Source organism: Bacillus pumilus, from assembly GCF_900186955.1.
GTDB lineage: Bacteria > Bacillota > Bacilli > Bacillales > Bacillaceae > Bacillus > Bacillus pumilus.
This window is the reverse complement of sequence record NZ_LT906438.1, coordinates 1,780,727-1,800,932: the sequence shown is the minus strand read 5'-3', so window position 1 is coordinate 1,800,932 and position 20,206 is coordinate 1,780,727. Positions and strand designations below refer to the sequence as shown.

Below are 20,206 nucleotides of genomic sequence, written 5' to 3'. Positions count from 1 at the left end.
TCAATATGGATGCGAAAAGGAGAGTCGTCTATGTCTAAAATTACATTTATCGGTGCAGGGAGTACCGTGTTTGCTAAAAATATATTAGGAGATTGTTTGTTCGTCCCTGCACTAACCGGTTTTGAATTCGCTTTATATGATATCGACCACAACCGGCTGAAAGAATCCGAAACGATGCTCCGCCATTTAAAAGAGAACTACGGTGCACATGTGGCCATTAAGTCCTATCACAACCGAAAAGAAGCCTTAAAGGATGCGAAATATGTGATCAATGCCATCCAGGTTGGAGGCTACCGGCCAAGCACGGTGATTGATTTTGAGATTCCGAAAAACTATGGGTTAAGACAAACGATTGCGGATACGGTTGGCATCGGCGGCATCTTCCGCTTCCTTCGAACAATTCCTGTGATGCTTGATTTTGCAAGGGAGATGGAAGAGGTTTGCCCAAATGCTTTATTGTTAAATTACACAAATCCAATGGCCACACTGACAGGTGCGATGCTGCGCTATACACAGGTTCAAACGGTGGGTCTTTGTCATAGTGTGCAGGTGTGTACAAAGGATCTATTTGAATCACTTGAAATGGATCATGAAGGCATTGAAGAAAAAATTGCCGGCATTAATCATATGGCATGGTTATTAGAAGTGAAACGGGACGGAAAAGACTTGTACCCAGAAATCAAAAGAAGAGCGAAAGAAAAGCAGCAAGCGCGGCATCATGATATGGTACGTTTTGAGCTGATGGATAAATTCGGCTACTATGTCACAGAATCCTCAGAACATAATGCCGAATATCATCCTTATTTCATTAAATCACGCTATCCAGAACTGATCGGTCAATTTAACATTCCGCTTGATGAATACCCGAGACGCTGCGAGGAACAAATCAACAACTGGAATACCATGAAGCATGACCTTGTGGGCAATACACAGATCACACATACTCGCTCAAAAGAATATGGTTCTCGTATCATTGAAGCGATCGAAACGAACGTTCCCTTTAAATTTGCTGGGAATGTGTTGAACACAGGAGGCCTCATTCACAACCTGCCTGAAAAAGCGTGTGTCGAAGTGCCGTGTGTTGCAGATCGGAGCGGTATCATGCCATGCTATGTCGGAGAGATCCCTGAACAATTGGCTGGACTGAACCGGACCAATATCAACTCACAGCTCATGACAATCGAAGCAGCAATCAGCGGCAAAAAAGAGCACATTTATCAAGCGGCATTACTTGATCCACACACAAGCGCTGAACTATCGATTGATGACATCATCAAATTATGCGATGAACTCATTGAAGCACATGGTGAGATGCTTCCGCATTTTGCAGAACCGAATCAATATGCCGCATCAACCAACTTACAGAAATAAACCAGCCTCTACCTGATGCTACGCGCATCAGGTTTTTTTATGCTGCAAAAAGAGGATTGACTGAAAGCGTTTTTAATATTATGATTTTTCTAAAGTTAACCAACAGTTAATCAAAAATACATCATGAATGAATCACATTCCGGAATCATTTCTCACAAACAAATGAATGGGCGACAACCTTTCACACGTTAGAGCAAGCTTTTATCACAACGTAAACCAAAACGACAATAATATTTGACAAAGAGTGTATACAGATGGGCGCCCATTAGATGAGACAATGACAACCAAACACATCCTATAAGCATGACATTTTTTCATAAAAAGGAGAGAGGGAACATGACCAAAACAGATGTACAAATGTTGAAAAATTATATTGGCGGACAATGGATTGAGGCAGAAACTAGTCAAACAGAGGCAGTATATAACCCAGCAACTGGCGAGATCATCGCAGAAGTGCCGCTTTCAACAAAAAAAGATGTCGAACGTGCGGTACAGGCAGCACAACAAGCATTTACCACTTGGTCGAAAACCCCCGTTCCCCGCCGTGCCCGCATTTTATTTAAATATCAGCAGTTACTCGTTGAAAAATGGGATGAGCTGGCTGAACTCGTCACGATTGAAAACGGAAAAAGCATAACAGAAGCAAAAGGAGAAGTGCAGCGCGGGATTGAATGTGTCGAATTTGCCGCTGGTGCACCAACCTTAATGATGGGAAAACAATTACCAGATATCGCATCTGGACTCGAATCCGGCATGTACCGCTATCCAATAGGCGTCATCGGGGGGATTACACCATTTAACTTTCCGATGATGGTCCCTTGCTGGATGTTCCCGCTTGCCATTGCGTGCGGAAATACGTTTGTTTTAAAACCTTCAGAGCGCACGCCGATTCTTGCCGCGCGATTAGCCGAGCTATTCGAAGAAGCAGGTCTTCCAAAAGGGGTTCTCAACATTGTCAATGGGGCTCACGATGTCGTCAATGGTCTGCTTGAACACCAAAAGGTCAAAGCCATTTCATTTGTCGGCTCTCAGCCAGTCGCAGAATACGTCTATAAAAAAGGCACAGAGCATGGCAAACGTGTCCAAGCACTTGCAGGAGCAAAAAATCACTCCATTGTTCTCAAAGATGCAGATTTAGACGCGGCAACGAAACAAATCATTGGTGCTGCCTTTGGATCAGCAGGAGAGCGCTGCATGGCTGCGGCCGTTGTCGCAGTGGAAGAAGAAGTGGCAGATGAGCTCATTCAAAAATTAGTTGATGAATCGAACGAGCTCGTCATTGGAAATGGAATAAATGAAGAGGTCTTTCTTGGTCCAGTCATTCGAAAGGAACATAAAGAACGAACGCTTCAATACATCCAGTCAGGGATTGAAGAAGGCGCAAGTCTCATTCGTGATGGCAGGAAAGATCACGAAACAAATGGAAAAGGGTATTTCGTTGGACCAACGATCTTTGACCATGTGACAAATCAAATGAAAATTTGGCAGGACGAGATTTTCGCCCCAGTCTTATCCATTGTTCGTGTCTCTTCACTAACAGAAGCAATCGACCTGTCCAATCAATCAAAATTTGCGAACGGTGCCTGCCTGTACACAGACAGTGCATCAAGCATCAGAGAATTTCGCGAAAACATCGACGCAGGGATGCTCGGCGTCAATATCGGTGTTCCCGCACCAATGGCATTTTTCCCGTTTTCCGGCTGGAAGGATTCTTTCTACGGGGATTTGCATGCCAATGGAACAGACGGAGTGGAGTTTTACACAAGAAAGAAAATGGTGACCGCTCGTTATATGTGATCAACATCATGAATAAGCTAAGAAAATGCAGTTCCAAAAGGAGAACTGCATTTTTTTGTTGTCTCCTAGTCAAAAAGTAAGGGTTTACATAGTTGTTTTAGCAACGATTCCTTCAAGAAATCATCCTTTGTATTCATTCTTCATCAGCATCTATCAACATAATTTGAAATTGGGCGTAAACCCCAAGATTAGGAAGATGAAAACAGGAGGAAAATGACACGATGAGAAAGAGGATGAAGTGCGGTTTAGGTTTATTGATTCTTGCTTTGGTACTAAGCTGTATACCTGTATATGATGCGAGTGCAGCAAGTACCCCCATTGCAAAACGAGTAGGAAATGCAAATCCGCTCATAGACCATCACCTGGGGGCGGATCCGTTTGCGCTCACCTATAACGGAAGAGTGTACATTTATATGTCGAGCGATGACTATGAGTATCACAGCAATGGAACGATTAAGGACAATTCTTTTGCAAACTTGAATAGGGTTTTTGTCATCTCTTCGGCGGATATGGTGAACTGGACAGATCACGGAGCGATTCCAGTAGCAGGTGCCAATGGGGCCAATGGCGGGAAAGGGATTGCCAAATGGGCAGGCGCATCTTGGGCTCCAGCCGCTGCGGTGAAGAAGATCAATGGGAAGGATAAATTTTTCCTTTATTTTGCTAACAGCGGTGGAGGGATTGGCGTCCTGACAGCGGACAGCCCGATTGGTCCCTGGAAAGATCCTATCGGAAAAGCGCTCGTCACGCCAAATACACCAGGGATGTCAGGTGTTGTATGGCTGTTTGATCCAGCCGTATTTGTAGATGATGACGGGACCGGTTATCTATATGCTGGTGGAGGCGTTCCAGGCGGTTCAAATCCAACGCAGGGACAATGGGCCAATCCTAAAACAGCAAGAGTTCTGAAGCTAGGGCCTGACATGACAAGTGTGGTCGGCAGTGCATCAACCATTGATGCTCCTTTTATGTTTGAAGATTCAGGGATGCATAAGTATAACGGTACCTATTACTATTCCTATTGCATCAATTTTGGCGGCTCTCACCCAGCAGATAAACCACCAGGCGAGATCGGCTATATGACGAGCTCAAGTCCTATGGGTCCCTTTACGTATAAAGGACACTTCTTGAAAAATCCGGGTGCATTTTTCGGTGGCGGCGGTAACAACCATCATGCTGTGTTTAATTTTAAAAACGAGTGGTATGTCGTGTATCACACACAAACGGTGAGCTCTGCCTTATACGGAGCAGGGAAAGGCTACAGATCTCCCCACATTAATAAGCTTGTGCATAATGCTGACGGCTCCCTTCGAGAGGTCGCAGCCAATTTTGAAGGCGTTAAACAGCTTTCCAACTTAAATCCTTATCAACGGGTAGAAGCTGAAACATTCGCTTGGAATGGGCGCATTTTAACAGAGGCCTCCTCAGCACCTGGTGGGCCAGCCAATAACCAGCACGTCACAAACATTCAAAACGGCGATTGGGTGGCTGTCAGTAATGTCGATTTCGGATCGAGAGGTGCCAGAACCTTTAAAGCCAATGTAGCAGCCGCTTCAGGCGGACAAATTGAAGTACGTCTCGGCAGTCCAGACGGTAGAATTGCCGGAACACTCAATGTCCCTTCCACAGGCGGAAACTGGCGAGAAATAGAAGCGGCAGTAAACGGGGCAACGGGAGTACACAACGTATTTTTTGTCTTCAAAGGAAATGGTGCCAACCTATTCCAATTTGATTCCTGGCAGTTTACTCAAAGGTAAACAAAATCTGATGCTACGGCATCGATTAATGGTTGATGGGAGAGTGGGAAAATTTGATGTCCATAATCAAAAAACCAATTTGCACTTTATTGGTCTGCTTCACTATGTTGTCTGTCATGTTCATAGGACCCAGCGTAACTGAGGTGTCAGCGGCAAGTGATGCGAATATTAATGTCAATGCGGAAAGACAAGTGATTCGCGGCTTTGGCGGAATGAACCACCCGGCCTGGATTGGTGATTTGACCGGCCCTCAAAGGGATACCGCCTTTGGCAATGGACAGAATCAGTTAGGATTCTCCATTTTACGGATTTATGTAGACGAGAACAGAAATAATTGGCACAGAGAAGTCGCCACCGCCAAAAGAGCGATAGAGCATGGCGCTTTGGTGATCGCTTCGCCTTGGAATCCTCCAAGCCATATGGTAGAGACTTTCAACCGTAATGGTGCGTCTGCAAAGCGGCTGAGATACAATCAATACGCCGCATATGCTCAGCATTTGAATGATTTTGTGACATACATGAAAAATAATGGCGTCAATCTCTATGCCATTTCCGTACAAAACGAGCCTGATTATGCACATGAATGGACATGGTGGACACCTCAGGAAATCCTGCGATTCATGAGAGAAAATGCCGGCTCCATTAATGCACGTGTGATTGCACCAGAATCCTTTCAATACCTTAAGAATATCTCAGATCCTATCTTAAACGATCCGCAGGCGCTTAGAAATATGGACATTCTCGGTGCCCATCTGTACGGAACCCAAATCAGCCAGCTTCCGTATCCTCTTTTCAAACAAAAAGGAGGGGGGAAAGAGCTGTGGATGACAGAGGTCTACTACCCGAATAGTGATAACAATTCAGCGGACCGCTGGCCTGAGGCATTAGGGGTATCAGAGCATATTCACCATTCAATGGTGGAAGGGGACTTTCAGGCGTATGTGTGGTGGTACATCCGGAGATCATACGGTCCTATGAAAGAAGATGGAATGATTAGCAAGCGTGGATACAACATGGCGCATTTCTCCAAGTTTGTGCGTCCAGGGTACGTCAGAATTGATGCAACGAAAAGCCCTGAACCGAATGTTTTCGTCTCAGCCTATAAAGGAAACAATCAGGTCGTCATTGTCGCGATTAACAAAAACAATACAGGAGTCAATCAACACTTTGTCATGCAAAACGGAACTGCTTCCCAAGCGTCAAGATGGATCACGAGCAGCAACAGTAACCTCCAGCCTGGAACTGACTTAAACATATCAGGAAATCAATTTTGGGCACATCTCCCTGCTCAAAGTGTGACAACATTTGTGGTCAAACGCTAAAAAAACACCAAAAGCCAATTTTCTCATTAAAAAAGAAAATTGGCTTTTTTGTGTCAATAGAAAGTTGATTTTTCACGACGTCTACACTTTGGGTATAATAATAACAATGACTTCAGGAGAGTGATTATAAATGCCAAAGCTTCAAAGCAAAGTATTGATTATAGATGACGAAAAAGAAATTTTGGAATTAATCCATACAGTATTAACAAGAGAAGGCATTGACCGGGTGATAACAGCTTCAACTGCCCGTGATGGGCTCTCACAATTCAATCAAGAACAACCCGATCTCGTCATACTGGATATTATGCTACCAGACGGTGAAGGCTACGATATTTGCAAACAAATCAGAGACGTCTCGCATGTTCCAATTATCTTTTTATCAGCAAAGGGAGAGGAATCAGACAAAATTGTAGGACTTGCCATTGGTGGCGATGATTACATTACAAAACCGTTCAGCCCAAAGGAAGTCGCCTACCGGGTAAAAGCCCAGCTAAGACGGTCATCATACTTACAGCCTTCTCAAGCGGAGCCCGTGATTAAAAAAGGCCCATTTGAGTTAAACGAGCAGCAAGCTGAACTGACGAAAAACGGAGCGGCGATTGAGCTCACTCCGAAAGAACTTATGCTGATGACCTATTTCTTGCAGCATCCGAATCGCGTGATCAGTAAAGAAACGCTTTATCAAACGGTTTGGGGAGAGGATTTCTTCGGTTCTGATAATACGGTGATGGTTCATATACGAAGACTTCGGGAGAAAATAGAAAATTCCCCATCTACACCAGAATTTCTCGTGACGGTTAAAGGGCTTGGCTATAAATTTGTTGTAAAGGATGCGTAAAGATGAAATGGCGATTAACAGGCAGATATATGGTCTCTGTCATTATCGTGACCATTATCACGGTCTTTATTAACTTATTTGGATTCATGATTTGGCTTGTACTACAAGCAAGCAGCCAGCAAAACGAAGAAAATACGCCGGAAACCTTCACAAGAACATTTGAACAATACATCACCTTGTCCAATCAAGATATCACTGTGAGCAAAGAAGGACAGCAAGCCTTAAAACAACAAAATGCATGGATTCAAATATTAGACGAAAATGGACAAGATGTTTATCATGCACAAGCACCTAAAGGCTTAAAGAGCAAATACACACCTATAGAAATCGTAAACTTACATAAATATAAAGATAAGCAATTGATGTCGACTATCTATGCTGGGGGGAAAAATGGAAAGGGTAAGGAATACAGCTACTTTATCGGATTTAAGGACCCTTCCATCGGAAAATATTTATTTTCGTTCAATACGAAAGACTTAATATCGCAATTCAATATCGGGACGATGATTTTATTATCGATTGATGCCATCATTGCCTTAGTCATTGGATACTTATTCAGCCGGCAGCTCATCAAACCGCTTGGCCGTGCCATTTATGGCATCCAGCGGCTCGCAAACGGAGATTATACGACGAAGCTGCCAACTAAGGGGATATATAAAGATGTCTTCTATAATGTCAATCACTTATCAGAACAGCTCGCTTCAAGCCAAAAAGAAAAAGACAAATTAGAGCAAATGCGGGAAGAGTGGATCAGCCATATTTCTCATGATATTAAAACACCATTATCCTCCATTCAAGGCTATGCAGAAATCATGAAAGATCCAAATTATCCTCTTTCAGATCAAGACATCAAACATTATGCCAGCATCATAGAGAATAAATCACTGTACATCAAAGATGTCATGGAGGATCTCAACTTAACCACAAGGCTGAAAAATAACGACGTGATGCTGCATAAAGAGCTGGTGAACATTGTACCGTTGCTGCGTGAAACGTTAATTGATATCCTCAACGATTCGAGATATGCAGATCAGACCATTGAGCTGCAAACGAATGTAGACAAGCTTATGCTGAATATTGATACGATCCTCATACGAAGAGCGGTCACCAATCTCATTTTAAATGCCCTTGTTCACAATGATGCTGATGTGAACATCATTGTACAGCTTGAACAAAAAGAAAACACCCACATTACGATTCAAGACAACGGCAAAGGAATCGAAGAGGCAGAGCTAGAAAAAGTGTTTGACCGCTACTATAGAGGGACAAATACAGGAGGGACACATGCAGGCTCTGGTCTTGGAATGGCGATTGCAAAAGATATCATCCAAAAACACGGCGGGGATATTACGATACAAAGTATGATAGGGGAAGGAACAACGATTGATATCCAATTACCCGCATGAACGGACATACAAAAAAACGGTTCTGCTCAATCACAGAACCGTTTTTTTCAACTATTATTCTGAAAACACTTTAATGCCTTTCACAATGTTCCAAATGAAGAAGTAGATCGCGACTAGGAATGTCGCAGCATACGTTGCAATTAAGAACGGACCAGCATGACTGATATCGTTCATGCCAAGTAAACCTGAACCGGCAATACCAATTCCGAAAATCAAATAAGGAATAATATGTGTCCAGAGTGATTTTTTCGCATGCTCTTTCACTTCGTCCTTTCCTAAGAAATAGACGATAATCGGAAACAGAAACGGTGCAAAAAAGATACTGAAGTAACATAATGAAGACAAAATTTTATTTTCTCTCAAACCTTTTCACCTCTATGATTGATTTAGAAGAGGGGACCATTTGACTCATCCCTCAATTCCTTACAAACCCATTGTACAACCTCAACCTTAACTTGTATTAATCCGAACCTTACAGCAACCTTAAAAATGTTAAACCGTAAAATGATTCTAGTTAATTCATTAATCAAACTGTATGACAGATACCAAAAGCCTTTGTTTGTTTGTGAAAATGGACTTGGCGCAAGAGATACATTGACACAAGACAGAAAAATACACGATGATTATCGAATTGATTATTTGAAAAAACATATTGAACAGATGAAAGAAGCAGTCAAAGAAGGTGTCGATTTAATGGGGTATACGCCTTGGGGATGCATCGACTTAATTAGCTGCGGAACTTCTCAAATGAGTAAACGCTATGGTTTGATCTATGTAGATCAAGACGATAGAGGGAATGGTTCATTAAATCGTTACAGAAAAGATTCCTTCTACTGGTACAAAAATGTGATTGCAACAAATGGAGAAGATTTATCATAATCCAGATTGAATGATGAAAACATCATTGCGCCCGCCTTTATTTGCCGGGTGCGATGGTGTTTTATTTGTTTACCGAAAAGAAACCCAAATCATGTCATAGCAAGCCAATAAATGTTTCACCTTGACCTTGAAGTATAGTTCAACCTTTATAATGTACATATAGTAAGACAAAATAATGACAAAGGAGTAACGATGGAGTTGATGACTAGAGGAGAACTTGCCAAAAAAACAGGAATAAGTCCTGCCGCAATTCGTTACTATGAAGAGCACAACATATTGCCTGCTCCAAGACGACGTTCAAACGGTTACAGATTCTATACAGAAGACTATGTTGTGAAGATTCAATTGATCAAAGATGCGAAAACATTGGGTTATTCATTAAAGGAAATAGCTGAAATTATGGACATGCTAAGTCAAGACATAGACCTTGATACGCTAAGAAAAATTGTCCATCTTAAACATGAAGAAATTGAAAGGAAAATCAAAAGCCTTCGTCTCATTCAAGACCTTTTATCTAACTTATTAAAAACTCCTGAAAAAAAAGTACAAGTCTACCTGGAATCATTTCGTGTACCAAATCAGGATGATCAATCATCATATTGAGTGAAAGGAGAGAAAAAAATGAGTGTAGAAATTTATCATGGTGAACGTTCTGAAGAAAGTATTCAATTTGAAACATTATTCGCTTCGCAAAGTAATAAAGAGAGTTTTTCTAGTATCGAGCACAAAAAAAAATTTCTTGAGCAAAAAGGAATGGAAAATACGCAACCTTATGCCATTGGAGATGATGTGAAGTTAATGAGTGAGGTACAAGAGCAGACATTCGACGGCATGCAAGTTTTCACATTGAATGAACAAGCATCACAAAACCAAAAAGTCATTCTGTATCTACATGGAGGCGCGTGGACAAATCAGCCTTTGAATGTCCATTGGTGGTTCATGGATAAAATGGCGCAATCACTAGGTGCGAAAGTAGTCGCTCCTATTTACCCAAAAGTGCCTCATTATAGCTACCAGGATACGTATCCGAAAATACTTAACCTATATAAAGACCTTCTGAAAACTGCCGGAAGTGCCAATCAATTGACGATCATGGGAGATTCAGCTGGCGGAAATATCTCACTTGGTCTGGCGCACCTTTTAAAGAAGGAGGATCTGCCGCAGCCGAAGGATATTATTTTATTATCTGCATGTGTTGACATGAGCTTAAGCAATCCTCTCATGTTTGAATATGCAAAAAAGGACCCGATTCTAGGTTATGAAGGAATGGAAGCCATTGCAAAGATTTGGACAGCTGATCAACATGTAACTGACCCATTGATCAGTCCCATTTACGGTGAATTCAAAGGACTTGCGAAGATTACTCATTTCATTGGAACACATGATATGTTATATCCAGATGCCATAAAGCTCGATGAAAAACTAACAGAACAAGGAATTGACATCAAAACCTTTGTTTATCCTGAAATGCTTCATGTATTTGTTGTCATGCCAATCCCTGAGGCACAAGATGCTCAGGAGAAGATCATTCAGGTGATCAATCGTTAAGAAATGTATAATGATTTGATTGAAATAGTCGAAAGTTTAGTGAATGGGCTGCTTTCATGAAAGCAGCCTTTTTCAATTCAACTTGAAATACATCCAGAATGTCAACTCACTACAGATTAAACTTCTTTAAATTCCAATTTTTGTTTACAACGAGCGTATTTCCCATTAATATAATGATTGTTCGCTTCTTCATTGGATTTAAATAAATGACGGCTAGTAAAGGAGAGTGAATGATGATTGTTTCCTTTCTTCAACCTATGGCTCTGATCTTGTTTACATTGCCTTTGTTATCTTTGATATGGGGGATTGTCGGCTATTTCATCTTTAAGCGGGTCTACGTCGTTCTAGTGATCACATTTGCAGCTTCAACCGTTTTTATCTTTGCCTATACGGGGTTCGATATGTCGAATATGTATTGGGTCGTCGCTATGACTTTTCTATGCATGTGTACCTCTCTCATCACAAAAATCATTCAATTTATGATTCAACGCTATAAAAAAGCATAAAGAAGCTTATGCCTGCAAACATAATCTTTATTTTTGTTTCCACTCATCTTCGGGCAAACAGTTCATTACCTAATGTTTGGTATAATAGATACGAGCATGGAAGGGGAAGGAGAACACGTTGGAAACTTTTGATTTATCCCAAGAAGATCTTGAATTAATAGACGAAGCAAAAAAGAAGATTATCAGTCTTTATGAAGATGATAAACACCATGTAGGGGCAGCGATCCGCATGAAAACAGGAGAAATAATGTCGGCTGTCCATATAGAAGCCTATATCGGACGGGTAACTGTTTGTGCAGAAGCCATTGCGATTGGCAGTGCTTTATCGAATGGACATAAGGATTTTGATACAATTGTGGCAGTGAGACATCCCTATTCAGATGAAGAAGATAGAAAAATTAGAGTAGTAAGCCCTTGCGGCATCTGCCGAGAGCTCATTTCAGACTTCGGACCAGCATGTTTTGTCATCATCGAGATGGCTGGGGAGCTGGTCAAGGTGAAAATCGAAGAACTCATACCGCTCAAATATACTCGAAGCTGATGTGCCCCATAGATATACAGTAGGAGGATGGATGCAGAAAACATCAAGTGTGATCCTTACTGCATTCAAGATGACAGAAAAATCGCTCAACAAAAGTAGCCCCATGTATTTTCTTCATATGCGCCGTGTTAAAAATATATTGTTCCATATGCTCAAGCTTTCGCAGACTACGCGCTAGTATTTTCCGTTCATCGTCAGAAAGAGCAGGGTCATCATTTACCTTCTCTCATGAATTCCATTCAGCAAGTTCATTCCATTTCTCTTAGCGCTTGTCTTTGACTCAAGATTATATCACAAAACGATACTCACCAAGCAAAGAGCGGATATCTATTTTTATGATGAAGGGGGCATCAAAATATGAAAAGGTATGACATATTCCCAGAACCAATTGGCGGCTATACTGCCGGACGCACCCAGATGGATTTTGAGTATACGGCATCAGATCACTCAAAAAGAGAATTGACCGCGTTTGTGTACTATCCGTCCGATAGCAGCGAAGGGAAGACTGCATCAACGTACATGTTTCCTGAAGTCTACGAGATGCTTCATGAGCAGCCACTTGTCACTGAATATTTGAAGGAAATAAACTTCTTCTCTACCGATATCAAGACTCATTGTTATGACGATCTTGCTCTTTCCGGGAAGGAAAAGCGCTATCCAGTGGTATTCTATGTTTGCGGCGGGGGTGGTTCACCAGAATGGGGGACAGCCATCTGTACAGACATGGCAAGCCAAGGGTATGTTGTCGTCAGTATCGGTCATCAGGATAGCACCATGTATAAACGGAAAGATGGGAAGCTGGTGAATGTCTCAAAGGGTTTTTCGGATGTCATTATGGCGTTTTCTGAAGATCCAGAGATGATGGCGCTGGCTAGTAAGATGAAAATGCGCCCTGACGATAAAACGGCTATTGAGATGTGCCATAACATCCTTACCTTGCCAATCATTAACGAGTTAACAAGATATAGTGAACGACAGGCAGAAGATGTAAGGTACGTAGCTGATTATCTTCACAGACTAGACTCTGGAGAATGGAAGTCTATCTTTCATGACAGACTGCTACTCGACACGGGCATGGGTATCGCCGGGCATTCTTATGGCGGGCCTACAGCGGCTATTGTTTGCCGGGATGACGACCGGTTTGTCTGCGGGGTTGGCTTAGATAGTGGTGCATTCGGCCTTCTCGACAGCGACCTCAATAAACCCTTTTTGCTCCTGTTTTCTGAACCGAATTATTATATGAATGCGATCATTGGTGCTAACAACAGCATGGAAACCTATTATTTCTCTGTTGATGGTGCTGCACATTTAGATTACTGTGACATCGTGTTTACCGGTGTAGATGAGGAAATTAGAGGCACAAGGGATGTATTAGAGATGCGAAATCTTGTGACGGACTATACGAAGACCTTTTTTGATCATTACATCCTGCAAAAGGCTGTACGTGTAGAAAGCCTGTCATATGAAGGTGTAGACTTAATCAAGAAAACCAGCAACAAGTGAGATAGGGGAAGCTGCTGATAGCAGCCTTAAAGTTGAATATCTTATTTAATTCATAAGCAAAAAGAGCAGCCAACAACTGCTCTTTTTTTCGTTTGTCAATCTTTATGCGTTTTTAATGGGCCTTTTGTGATATGAGTCAGCTCAGAGTTAATGTCAAAGATTTTCGCGTTGATGTCTGTTATGCCAAAGCTAGTGATTCTTTTAGAATGCATATCGAGATATGTTTCAGCTGCTTCTTTTGTTTCGAATAAATAAATCCCGCCAGCCTCATTTTCCTCAGAATTCTCCGTCCATATCTTCCAGATGAACCCGTCCTCTTGATTAATACTTCTCGCTAAATCAGAAAACTCTTTTGCCATTTCATCCCCAAAAGGGCCATTCATCTTAAAATCTACTTGTAATACGTAAGCCATCGTCATTCTCCTTATGTTGAAGTTGTGAAATACTGTTCCCCTAGAACTTCTTTCATTTGAAACGGTTTTTGTGAAAGTTCTTTCTCCATAAATGACCGCACATCCGATTGGTCAATATCGTACATTACTTCAATCTCTTTAGAGAATAGTAGTTTTTCTTTTTCGAGCAAGGCAGAAACAGCTGGGAGCTTCTTCGGTTGAATCTCTACAGTGTTTAAAGCTTGCTTTAATCCATCAACATAGACGTCTAACGGTCGACCACCCGTGATTTTAACTCCTTTATTTTCTTCGTTGACGAAGATGATGGTCGGAAACCCTCTTGCACCGAGGTCTCGAACAAGAGCAAAATCTTGATTTAATAAGTCTTGTCCGCTAGGGAGCTCCGCTTCATGTAAAATAACATCTCCGTTCAGTCCAAGGTTGTTGACGATATCAATCAAAACCGTAATATCAGATATATTTTGATTGAATGCAAATAGTGCTTCTCTTGCACGGCGTAAAAACGTATAGGCTCGTTCATCACCGTGATGTTTTTGAATCACTTTGAACACGCGAGAGGACGGGTAGGAGGATTGAACAGGATTGTCAATCATTAAGGACCCATCAATTGGCATGCGAGAATGTTCTCCGACTTCTCTCCAGTGACCCGCGACATCAGCAGGCTTATAAATTCCGTTTGCGGGATCAATTGGACCGTCATGCCATTTCTCTAGCAGTCCACCAAGCACAGTCTGGAAATGAAAATAATGTCCATATTGCTCTTTAAAACGACGCAGGACAGGTTCAATTGCCCAGCAATGAGAACAAATCGGATCTGTTACATAGTAGAGCGTAATGGATTTTTTAGGTTGGTGAAAGTCAATGACCTGGATATCTTCTTCTTCACCTACACCGCATACACCAGTTTCTAAATCACAAAACATGTCATTGTTTTTCAAGTTGATTTCCTCTTTTCTGTTTCATTATCTATGTTCATTAATTTCTAATGGTTTTTGAGGCAGTAGACCAAGATACAACCTCATTTTCATCATGATTTTTCCTCCTCGATTTTGAAGAAAACTTCATTTTCTATAAGTTGTTTGAATCAATCATTTGCTTTACAATTGAATCTTAAGACAGAATGAGTGAGATCAACACCAATAATTTCTTCAATTTGTTGTTTATCCAACAGATTCAAGCATTTGTTTAAAAAGAAGGAGGAAGAAGATGACGCAGACAAAGACAGATCCGCGCGTATTAAGAACGCGCAAATTAATCATGGAGTCTTTCATCAAGCTTTCATCGAAAAAGGAATTTAAGGATATTACGGTGAAAGATGTGACAGCAGAAGCCATGATTAACCGAGCGACGTTTTATTATCATTTTGAGGATAAATACGATTTATTGGATAAAACACTCTCAGAAGTATTGTCGATTAATTTAGAAAGTATCAATTTTAATAATAGTAAACTAGATGAAGATACAATGATGAATATCTTTAAAGCGCTAGCCAGTTTTCAACAATCTCTGCATAACCGCTGCCAAGTAGAATATGAAACTGAACTTGCTCCGATTGTTCGAGAACAGCTTGAAATTATTTTTTATCAATTGTTAGTGAATCAATATACAAATGTCGAAAAACAAGTGTTGAAGGTCACGGCTGTTTTTTTAAGTTGGGGAATTCACGGAGCTTCTGTTGAGTGGAGAAAGAATAGTTCGCACATTTCTTCAGAAAAATTTATCAAATCAGCATTGCCGTATATCATGTCAGGAATTGATTTTAAGCATAACAGGTAGACAATTTGACAATGTTTAACCACTCCACTAATATAAATGCTATAGCATATAAAGTTGTTAGAGGGTGTTTACATGAAGTTACATGATTTAATAGGTTTTCTCGTTCATCGCACTGATGTGAAAATGACGAATTATTTTACAAATAGGTTAAAACCGTACGGAGTTACACCAGAACAGTGGAGCATTATTAGTATTCTTAGCCGTGAAAAAGGCTCGACTCAAAAGGAATTGGCAGAAGGCATTGATAAAAATCAAACCACTGTCGTAAGAATGATCCAGTCAATGGAACGAAAAGGGCTTGTCAAAAAAATCTATAATGAACAAGACCGGCGCTCACATCACCTGTTTTTAACAGAAAAAGGGGACGAGATCAAAAAGGCGATTCTTCCTGTCGTCATGGATGCACATCGAACTGTGACAAATCAATTAAGCGATGAAGAGATTCAACAATTAAAATTACTTTTAAACAAATTATTTCATTCACACTATTCATCTTGATAAATCTGTAAGGTAGGAACAACCTCTATTTTTGTACGATATATGCTATGACATATAAATTTCACCTTTTGGTCAAATAACTTAGAAAGATGTGATCACTATTTTCATTCTTATTCTACAAATTGTATTGGCCGTTTTCTTTTTCCTCACAGGAACGAAAATCATATCAGGGAAAATGGCAGAAGAGTTCAAACGATTTGGTTTACCCGCATTTTTCAATATTTTAACGGGGGCTCTTGAGTTAATAGGCGCTGCTGGAATGCTAGCCGGCATATGGATGCCAACATTAGCATTATTATCAGGCTTATTGTTAGGAGGCACGATGCTGGCAGCAGCATTTACTCTGATCGTATTGGCCAAAGATCCCTTTAAAAAAGCAATCCCTGCACTTGTTTTATTCGCTCTCAGTATTGGGGTCAGCTTATACCACATTCTTTAAATTCATATCAAGAAGTCGCAATAACCTAAACAAATCTCCATTGTTCTAATGGTGGATTGTGTTTAGGTTTTTTAGCGATTGAATCGTTTTTGAAGAACTAGGCATGAGACAGCAAAAACTGCGAAAGCGCCTGCTGATCCAGCAACAAACATCAGCCCAGATTGTTCTAATTTGGATTTGAATAACAAAGGGACAGAAAGAATGAGCGCGGCACCACTAAAGCCCAATCCTAATATCAACATTGCCAATAATTTATTCATAGAAACACCTCTTACACTTAGAGTTAGAACAATGGAAGCCTACTGATCCAAGAATCATTGCTATGATTCGACATCCTTTAACATTCCTAGATGGAGTGTAACATATGATAGCAGGTGATTGGTTTCTTTTCATTAAAACACAATCATGAAACAAACGATTTTAAACGAACACTGTTCTTTACGAACAATGTTCGTTATAATATAAATAAGAGGTAGTTTTAAACGATTTCCATAAAGGAAGAGGAGATGCATACGATGACGGCATTATCTAAGGACCAAAAGCAAATCGCTATTATTGGAGGGGGACCTGGGGGGCTAACACTCGCCTTAATTCTGCAAAATTACGGTATACAAACAACCATCTATGAACGGGAGATGTATGACATGAGTCTTGAAAGAGGGGGGTCACTGGATATTCACGAAGAAACAGGCCAAAAAGCATTAAAAGAAGCAGGAGTTTATGAGAAATTTCAAAAGAACGCCCGTTATGAAGGAGAAGATTTCAGATTACTTGATAAATCAGGAAGAATTTATTTAGATGAAGAAACGGAATCAGATCAAAAAGGCACTCGTCCAGAAATTGATCGTGGTGTGTTGTGCGAACTGCTGTTAGATCAAATTGATGCTGCAAACATCAAATATGGATATAAACTAGAAAGATGCGTTTCATTAGAAAACGGCATGACGGAGCTTCATTTTGAAAACGGGGTTGTCGAGACAGTTGACCTTTTGATTGGGGCTGATGGTGCATTTTCTCGTGTGCGTCCTCTGTTAACAGATATTGAGATTGAATACTCTGGGCTCACGATGCTGGAATTGAATGTCCTAAGCGTAGAGGCGAACCACCCTGATTTAGCTGAATTTAATAAACGTGGTAAGATGTTTGCTTTAGCAGATCACAAAGGGATAATTGGGCAGTTAAACGGAGATGGACGAATCAAAGTGTATGCAAGCCTTATGGTAGAACGCAGCTGGATCGAGACTTGTGGTATACCGTTTCATCAAGCAAAAGAAGCAAAAGAACAATTATTAGAGTTATTTAGTGATTGGGATGATCAGCTGAAAAAGTATATTCGTTATGCAGAAGATGCCATCATTCCAAGACGGATTTATACGCTTCCTACCGGTTTTAAATGGAACCGTCATAAAGGAGTAACGCTTATCGGTGATGCAGCTCATGTCATGTCACCATTCGCAGGCGAGGGTGTAAACATGGCGATGTTTGATGCAAGGGAGCTAGCACTTGCTATTGTCCGACATCCTCATGATATTGAAAAGGCCATTGAGGAATACGAAGACATGATGTACGAATATTCATCGGAAAAGGCACATGAATCGGAGAATAGTTTAAAACTGTGTTTTTCAAAAGACGCTGCGGTCAAGCTTGCAGATATGATGAATTCTTTTCAAGAAAACGGTGATTGATGCTTAATTTACTATTTTACTTTGACATGTTATAAAGAGAGTATGAACAATTCAAATCGTCGTATTATAAGTCGCCGGTCTCGGCCGGCTAAAGAACCCTTAAGCCGTGAGCTGATTGTGAAAACGGCCTATGAGCTTCTTAAGGAGCAAGGAATAGAGGGCATGAGTATGCGTAAGGTGGCTAAAGCATTGGATACGGGACCTGCATCCTTGTATGTCTACGTGAACAATTTCCAAGGACTCAGTGCTTACGTATTGGATTATGGTCTCGGCCAAATGGTTTACCCAGATTCAGAGAATGGCACATGGAAAGAACAGTTATTTGACATATTGCATACTTATTTCCTACTGCTATTCGAAAAACCTGGTCTCGCTGAAATTTCTCTTTCCACCATTCCACAAGGAACGAACTTTCTTCAGTTGACCGAACGTATTCTCGCTGCATTAAATGAAGGCGGGATCAAATCTACATCCGCTGCATGGGGAGTAGACCTATTGCTGTTATACGTATCTTCGGTAGCTTACGAAAAGGTCTCTTGGAAGAAACATGACTCTTCGCAGATTTCAGACATTAAAAAAACATTTCATGATGCAGACAAAACGCGTTTTCCTTTCATTCATAGTGTAAAAGAAGAAATGTTTGCAGGTGATACCGTATCAATGGAACGGTTCCGATGGGGAATTGACGTCATTTTGTATGGAATCCAGAAAGAAATCAATTAGAAAGGAGCACAAGCAAAAAGCAGTCAATGGCTGCTTTTTTTATATGGTGATTTTCACATTTATGATCTTGTGAGCATCATGATATATAAATAAATCTATATATTGTTTTTATATATAAAAAATTATATAATCTAGTGGAATAAAAAAATGAGGTGCTTAGGCATGGAACATATTAAAAATTTATTAGAGAGTTATATTCCTTTAGCAAAATCTACAGCAAAAATGTTTGGACCAAATTGTGAAGTGGTTATTCATGATTTAACGAACCCTCAAGCATCTGTCATGTTTACAGTAAATAACCATGTGACAGGAAGACAAATCGGCCAATCATTTGATCATCTAGTAAAGACTGTATTACAATCAGAAGATTTTAAAGAAGATTATCTGGCTGGCTATACATTTGTTACAGAAGATAAGCGTACGATTCGTTCTTCGACTTCATTAATACGTGATTCAAAGCAAAAAGTGATTGGTGCTTTCTGTATCAACTTTGATGTTGAAGCCCTGAATCAAATGCAGCAATTTATGGATACTTTTCTTTCTACACAAGTGGAAGCTCCAGAGAAAGAAACAACATCAAATGATGATCTTGAAAATGTGGAAGAAATAGTAGATCAATTGATTCAACAAATCATTCAAAACAGTGTTCATCCAGTCATGAAACGTCATGAAAAAATTGAACTAATTAAATTCATGGATGAAAAGGGCATTTTTTTAATGAAAGGATCTGTTGAGAAGGTCGCATCTATGTTAGGCATTTCCAAAGTAACCGTCTATAGCTATTTGGATGAAATCAAAAATAAATCGAGGTAAGGAGAGTCAAAATGGAAAGCATACTCAAGGTAGGAAATCTAAAATCAAACGGACACTATGCATTCGCAACCATTCATCAAAACACGGTCTATGTTTCAGGACAATTTGCCATCAATCCCGAAACGAGAGAAAAAGAGTTCGGCCCCCCCATTGAAGAAGAGACATTACAAGCGCTTAAGAATGTAGAGATGATTGTAGAGGCTGCTGGAAGTAACAAAGAGAAGATTTTGCGCATGACATTATACATTTCGGATATTCACTTATGGGACAAAGTTGATGCTGTTTATACTGATTTTTTCGGTGAACATAAACCAGCACGTACTATTGTACCAACGAATGAATTACATTTTGGTTTCAAAATTGAAATTGATGCCATTGCATATATTTAAGA

The 20,206-nt window shown here is 40.5% G+C and carries 22 protein-coding genes and 1 pseudogene; 19 read left to right on the top strand and 4 right to left on the bottom strand.

What is annotated here, in order from left to right:
- Positions 1-30 precede the first annotated feature (30 nt).
- The 6 genes from melA to CKW02_RS09070 all read left to right on the top strand — a co-directional run bounded on the left by melA (position 31) and on the right by CKW02_RS09070 (position 8,491).
- Complete coding sequence (gene melA, locus CKW02_RS09095; protein ID WP_003212141.1) at positions 31-1,371, top strand: alpha-glucosidase/alpha-galactosidase; 1,341 nt, start codon at positions 31-33, stop codon at positions 1,369-1,371.
- 336 nt (positions 1,372-1,707) lie between these two features.
- Positions 1,708-3,168 carry a CoA-acylating methylmalonate-semialdehyde dehydrogenase gene (locus CKW02_RS09090; protein ID WP_003211356.1) on the top strand — a complete coding sequence of 487 codons (1,461 nt, stop codon included), beginning with the start codon at positions 1,708-1,710 and terminating at the stop codon, positions 3,166-3,168.
- A 221-nt stretch (positions 3,169-3,389) separates the two neighbouring features.
- Positions 3,390-4,925, top strand: coding sequence for a glycoside hydrolase family 43 protein (locus tag CKW02_RS09085; RefSeq protein ID WP_003212282.1), 1,536 nt, complete (start codon positions 3,390-3,392; stop codon positions 4,923-4,925).
- 53 nt (positions 4,926-4,978) lie between these two features.
- Positions 4,979-6,247, top strand: a complete 1,269-nt coding sequence (gene xynC, locus CKW02_RS09080) for a glucuronoarabinoxylan endo-1,4-beta-xylanase XynC (protein WP_034619861.1) — start codon at positions 4,979-4,981, stop codon at positions 6,245-6,247.
- 130 nt (positions 6,248-6,377) lie between these two features.
- Entirely contained in the window at positions 6,378-7,085 is a 708-nt protein-coding gene (locus CKW02_RS09075; RefSeq protein ID WP_003211676.1) for a response regulator transcription factor, read from the top strand.
- Positions 7,086-7,087: 2 nt separating this feature from the next.
- Positions 7,088-8,491: a sensor histidine kinase gene (locus tag CKW02_RS09070; protein WP_003211393.1), complete on the top strand. Its 1,404-nt coding sequence runs from the start codon at positions 7,088-7,090 to the stop codon at positions 8,489-8,491.
- 54 nt (positions 8,492-8,545) lie between these two features.
- Here CKW02_RS09070 and CKW02_RS09065 read toward each other — a convergent pair whose 3' ends face one another.
- The gene (locus tag CKW02_RS09065) at positions 8,546-8,854 is read right to left on the bottom strand and encodes a magnetosome magnetite crystal formation protein family (protein ID WP_003211034.1); all 309 of its coding nucleotides are present in this window, start codon (positions 8,852-8,854) and stop codon (positions 8,546-8,548) included.
- A 156-nt stretch (positions 8,855-9,010) separates the two neighbouring features.
- Between CKW02_RS09065 and CKW02_RS09060 the strand changes: the two are divergent.
- From CKW02_RS09060 to CKW02_RS09030, 6 genes and pseudogenes are all read left to right on the top strand, one after another.
- Positions 9,011-9,370 (top strand): annotated as a pseudogene (locus CKW02_RS09060) (family 1 glycosylhydrolase); the annotation flags it as partial.
- 192 nt (positions 9,371-9,562) lie between these two features.
- Positions 9,563-9,973 (top strand): MerR family transcriptional regulator, encoded by a 411-nt coding sequence (locus CKW02_RS09055; protein WP_003212406.1) that lies wholly within the window; start codon positions 9,563-9,565, stop codon positions 9,971-9,973.
- 18 nt (positions 9,974-9,991) lie between these two features.
- Complete coding sequence (locus CKW02_RS09050) at positions 9,992-10,918, top strand: alpha/beta hydrolase fold domain-containing protein (RefSeq protein WP_003212306.1); 927 nt, start codon at positions 9,992-9,994, stop codon at positions 10,916-10,918.
- Between the two features lie 233 nt (positions 10,919-11,151).
- Entirely contained in the window at positions 11,152-11,424 is a 273-nt protein-coding gene (locus CKW02_RS09045; RefSeq protein ID WP_034619863.1) for a DUF2651 family protein, read from the top strand.
- A gap of 118 nt (positions 11,425-11,542) precedes the next feature.
- Complete coding sequence (locus tag CKW02_RS09040) at positions 11,543-11,965, top strand: cytidine deaminase (RefSeq protein WP_003211471.1); 423 nt, start codon at positions 11,543-11,545, stop codon at positions 11,963-11,965.
- Between the two features lie 357 nt (positions 11,966-12,322).
- The gene (locus CKW02_RS09030; protein WP_003212500.1) at positions 12,323-13,468 is read left to right on the top strand and encodes an alpha/beta hydrolase; all 1,146 of its coding nucleotides are present in this window, start codon (positions 12,323-12,325) and stop codon (positions 13,466-13,468) included.
- A 95-nt stretch (positions 13,469-13,563) separates the two neighbouring features.
- On the opposite strand, the gene CKW02_RS09025 is transcribed toward CKW02_RS09030, so the two are convergent.
- Positions 13,564-13,881 carry a monooxygenase gene (locus CKW02_RS09025; protein ID WP_003210842.1) on the bottom strand — a complete coding sequence of 106 codons (318 nt, stop codon included), beginning with the start codon at positions 13,879-13,881 and terminating at the stop codon, positions 13,564-13,566.
- An 11-nt stretch (positions 13,882-13,892) separates the two neighbouring features.
- Positions 13,893-14,819 (bottom strand): DsbA family protein, encoded by a 927-nt coding sequence (locus tag CKW02_RS09020; protein ID WP_003211311.1) that lies wholly within the window; start codon positions 14,817-14,819, stop codon positions 13,893-13,895.
- A gap of 268 nt (positions 14,820-15,087) precedes the next feature.
- Here CKW02_RS09020 and CKW02_RS09015 point away from each other — a divergent pair, with 268 nt between their 5' ends.
- The 3 genes from CKW02_RS09015 (at position 15,088) to CKW02_RS09005 (ending at position 16,594) form a co-directional block, all read left to right on the top strand.
- The gene (locus CKW02_RS09015) at positions 15,088-15,657 is read left to right on the top strand and encodes a TetR/AcrR family transcriptional regulator (RefSeq protein WP_003211446.1); all 570 of its coding nucleotides are present in this window, start codon (positions 15,088-15,090) and stop codon (positions 15,655-15,657) included.
- Positions 15,658-15,729: 72 nt separating this feature from the next.
- The gene (locus tag CKW02_RS09010) at positions 15,730-16,155 is read left to right on the top strand and encodes a MarR family winged helix-turn-helix transcriptional regulator (protein ID WP_003211572.1); all 426 of its coding nucleotides are present in this window, start codon (positions 15,730-15,732) and stop codon (positions 16,153-16,155) included.
- Positions 16,156-16,246: 91 nt separating this feature from the next.
- Positions 16,247-16,594, top strand: coding sequence for a DoxX family protein (locus CKW02_RS09005; protein ID WP_034619864.1), 348 nt, complete (start codon positions 16,247-16,249; stop codon positions 16,592-16,594).
- 71 nt (positions 16,595-16,665) lie between these two features.
- On the opposite strand, the gene CKW02_RS09000 is transcribed toward CKW02_RS09005, so the two are convergent.
- Positions 16,666-16,854 (bottom strand): hypothetical protein, encoded by a 189-nt coding sequence (locus tag CKW02_RS09000; RefSeq protein WP_003212116.1) that lies wholly within the window; start codon positions 16,852-16,854, stop codon positions 16,666-16,668.
- Positions 16,855-17,109: 255 nt separating this feature from the next.
- On the opposite strand from CKW02_RS09000, the gene CKW02_RS08995 reads away from it, so the two are divergent.
- From CKW02_RS08995 to CKW02_RS08980, 4 genes are all read left to right on the top strand, one after another.
- Complete coding sequence (locus CKW02_RS08995) at positions 17,110-18,279, top strand: FAD-dependent oxidoreductase (protein WP_003212490.1); 1,170 nt, start codon at positions 17,110-17,112, stop codon at positions 18,277-18,279.
- A gap of 42 nt (positions 18,280-18,321) precedes the next feature.
- Entirely contained in the window at positions 18,322-19,002 is a 681-nt protein-coding gene (locus CKW02_RS08990; protein ID WP_034619866.1) for a TetR/AcrR family transcriptional regulator, read from the top strand.
- A gap of 162 nt (positions 19,003-19,164) precedes the next feature.
- Entirely contained in the window at positions 19,165-19,815 is a 651-nt protein-coding gene (locus CKW02_RS08985) for a helix-turn-helix transcriptional regulator (RefSeq protein ID WP_003211123.1), read from the top strand.
- 11 nt (positions 19,816-19,826) lie between these two features.
- A complete protein-coding gene (locus CKW02_RS08980; RefSeq protein WP_003212275.1) occupies positions 19,827-20,204 on the top strand; it encodes a RidA family protein in 378 nt (125 codons plus the stop codon).
- Positions 20,205-20,206 lie beyond the last annotated feature (2 nt).

Coding starts and splice junctions, on each gene's coding strand:
- CKW02_RS09090 (WP_003211356.1), top strand. CDS start 1,708: ATGACCAAAACAGATGTACAAATGTTGAAAAATTATATTGGCGGACAA.
- melA (WP_003212141.1), top strand. CDS start 31: ATGTCTAAAATTACATTTATCGGTGCAGGGAGTACCGTGTTTGCTAAA.
- CKW02_RS09015 (WP_003211446.1), top strand. CDS start 15,088: ATGACGCAGACAAAGACAGATCCGCGCGTATTAAGAACGCGCAAATTA.
- CKW02_RS08990 (WP_034619866.1), top strand. CDS start 18,322: ATGAACAATTCAAATCGTCGTATTATAAGTCGCCGGTCTCGGCCGGCT.
- CKW02_RS09070 (WP_003211393.1), top strand. CDS start 7,088: ATGAAATGGCGATTAACAGGCAGATATATGGTCTCTGTCATTATCGTG.
- CKW02_RS09030 (WP_003212500.1), top strand. CDS start 12,323: ATGAAAAGGTATGACATATTCCCAGAACCAATTGGCGGCTATACTGCC.
- CKW02_RS09010 (WP_003211572.1), top strand. CDS start 15,730: ATGAAGTTACATGATTTAATAGGTTTTCTCGTTCATCGCACTGATGTG.
- CKW02_RS08980 (WP_003212275.1), top strand. CDS start 19,827: ATGGAAAGCATACTCAAGGTAGGAAATCTAAAATCAAACGGACACTAT.
- CKW02_RS09075 (WP_003211676.1), top strand. CDS start 6,378: ATGCCAAAGCTTCAAAGCAAAGTATTGATTATAGATGACGAAAAAGAA.
- CKW02_RS09000 (WP_003212116.1), bottom strand. CDS start 16,854: ATGAATAAATTATTGGCAATGTTGATATTAGGATTGGGCTTTAGTGGT.
- CKW02_RS09085 (WP_003212282.1), top strand. CDS start 3,390: ATGAGAAAGAGGATGAAGTGCGGTTTAGGTTTATTGATTCTTGCTTTG.
- CKW02_RS09055 (WP_003212406.1), top strand. CDS start 9,563: ATGGAGTTGATGACTAGAGGAGAACTTGCCAAAAAAACAGGAATAAGT.
- CKW02_RS09045 (WP_034619863.1), top strand. CDS start 11,152: ATGATTGTTTCCTTTCTTCAACCTATGGCTCTGATCTTGTTTACATTG.
- CKW02_RS08985 (WP_003211123.1), top strand. CDS start 19,165: ATGGAACATATTAAAAATTTATTAGAGAGTTATATTCCTTTAGCAAAA.
- CKW02_RS09025 (WP_003210842.1), bottom strand. CDS start 13,881: ATGGCTTACGTATTACAAGTAGATTTTAAGATGAATGGCCCTTTTGGG.
- CKW02_RS09050 (WP_003212306.1), top strand. CDS start 9,992: ATGAGTGTAGAAATTTATCATGGTGAACGTTCTGAAGAAAGTATTCAA.
- CKW02_RS08995 (WP_003212490.1), top strand. CDS start 17,110: ATGACGGCATTATCTAAGGACCAAAAGCAAATCGCTATTATTGGAGGG.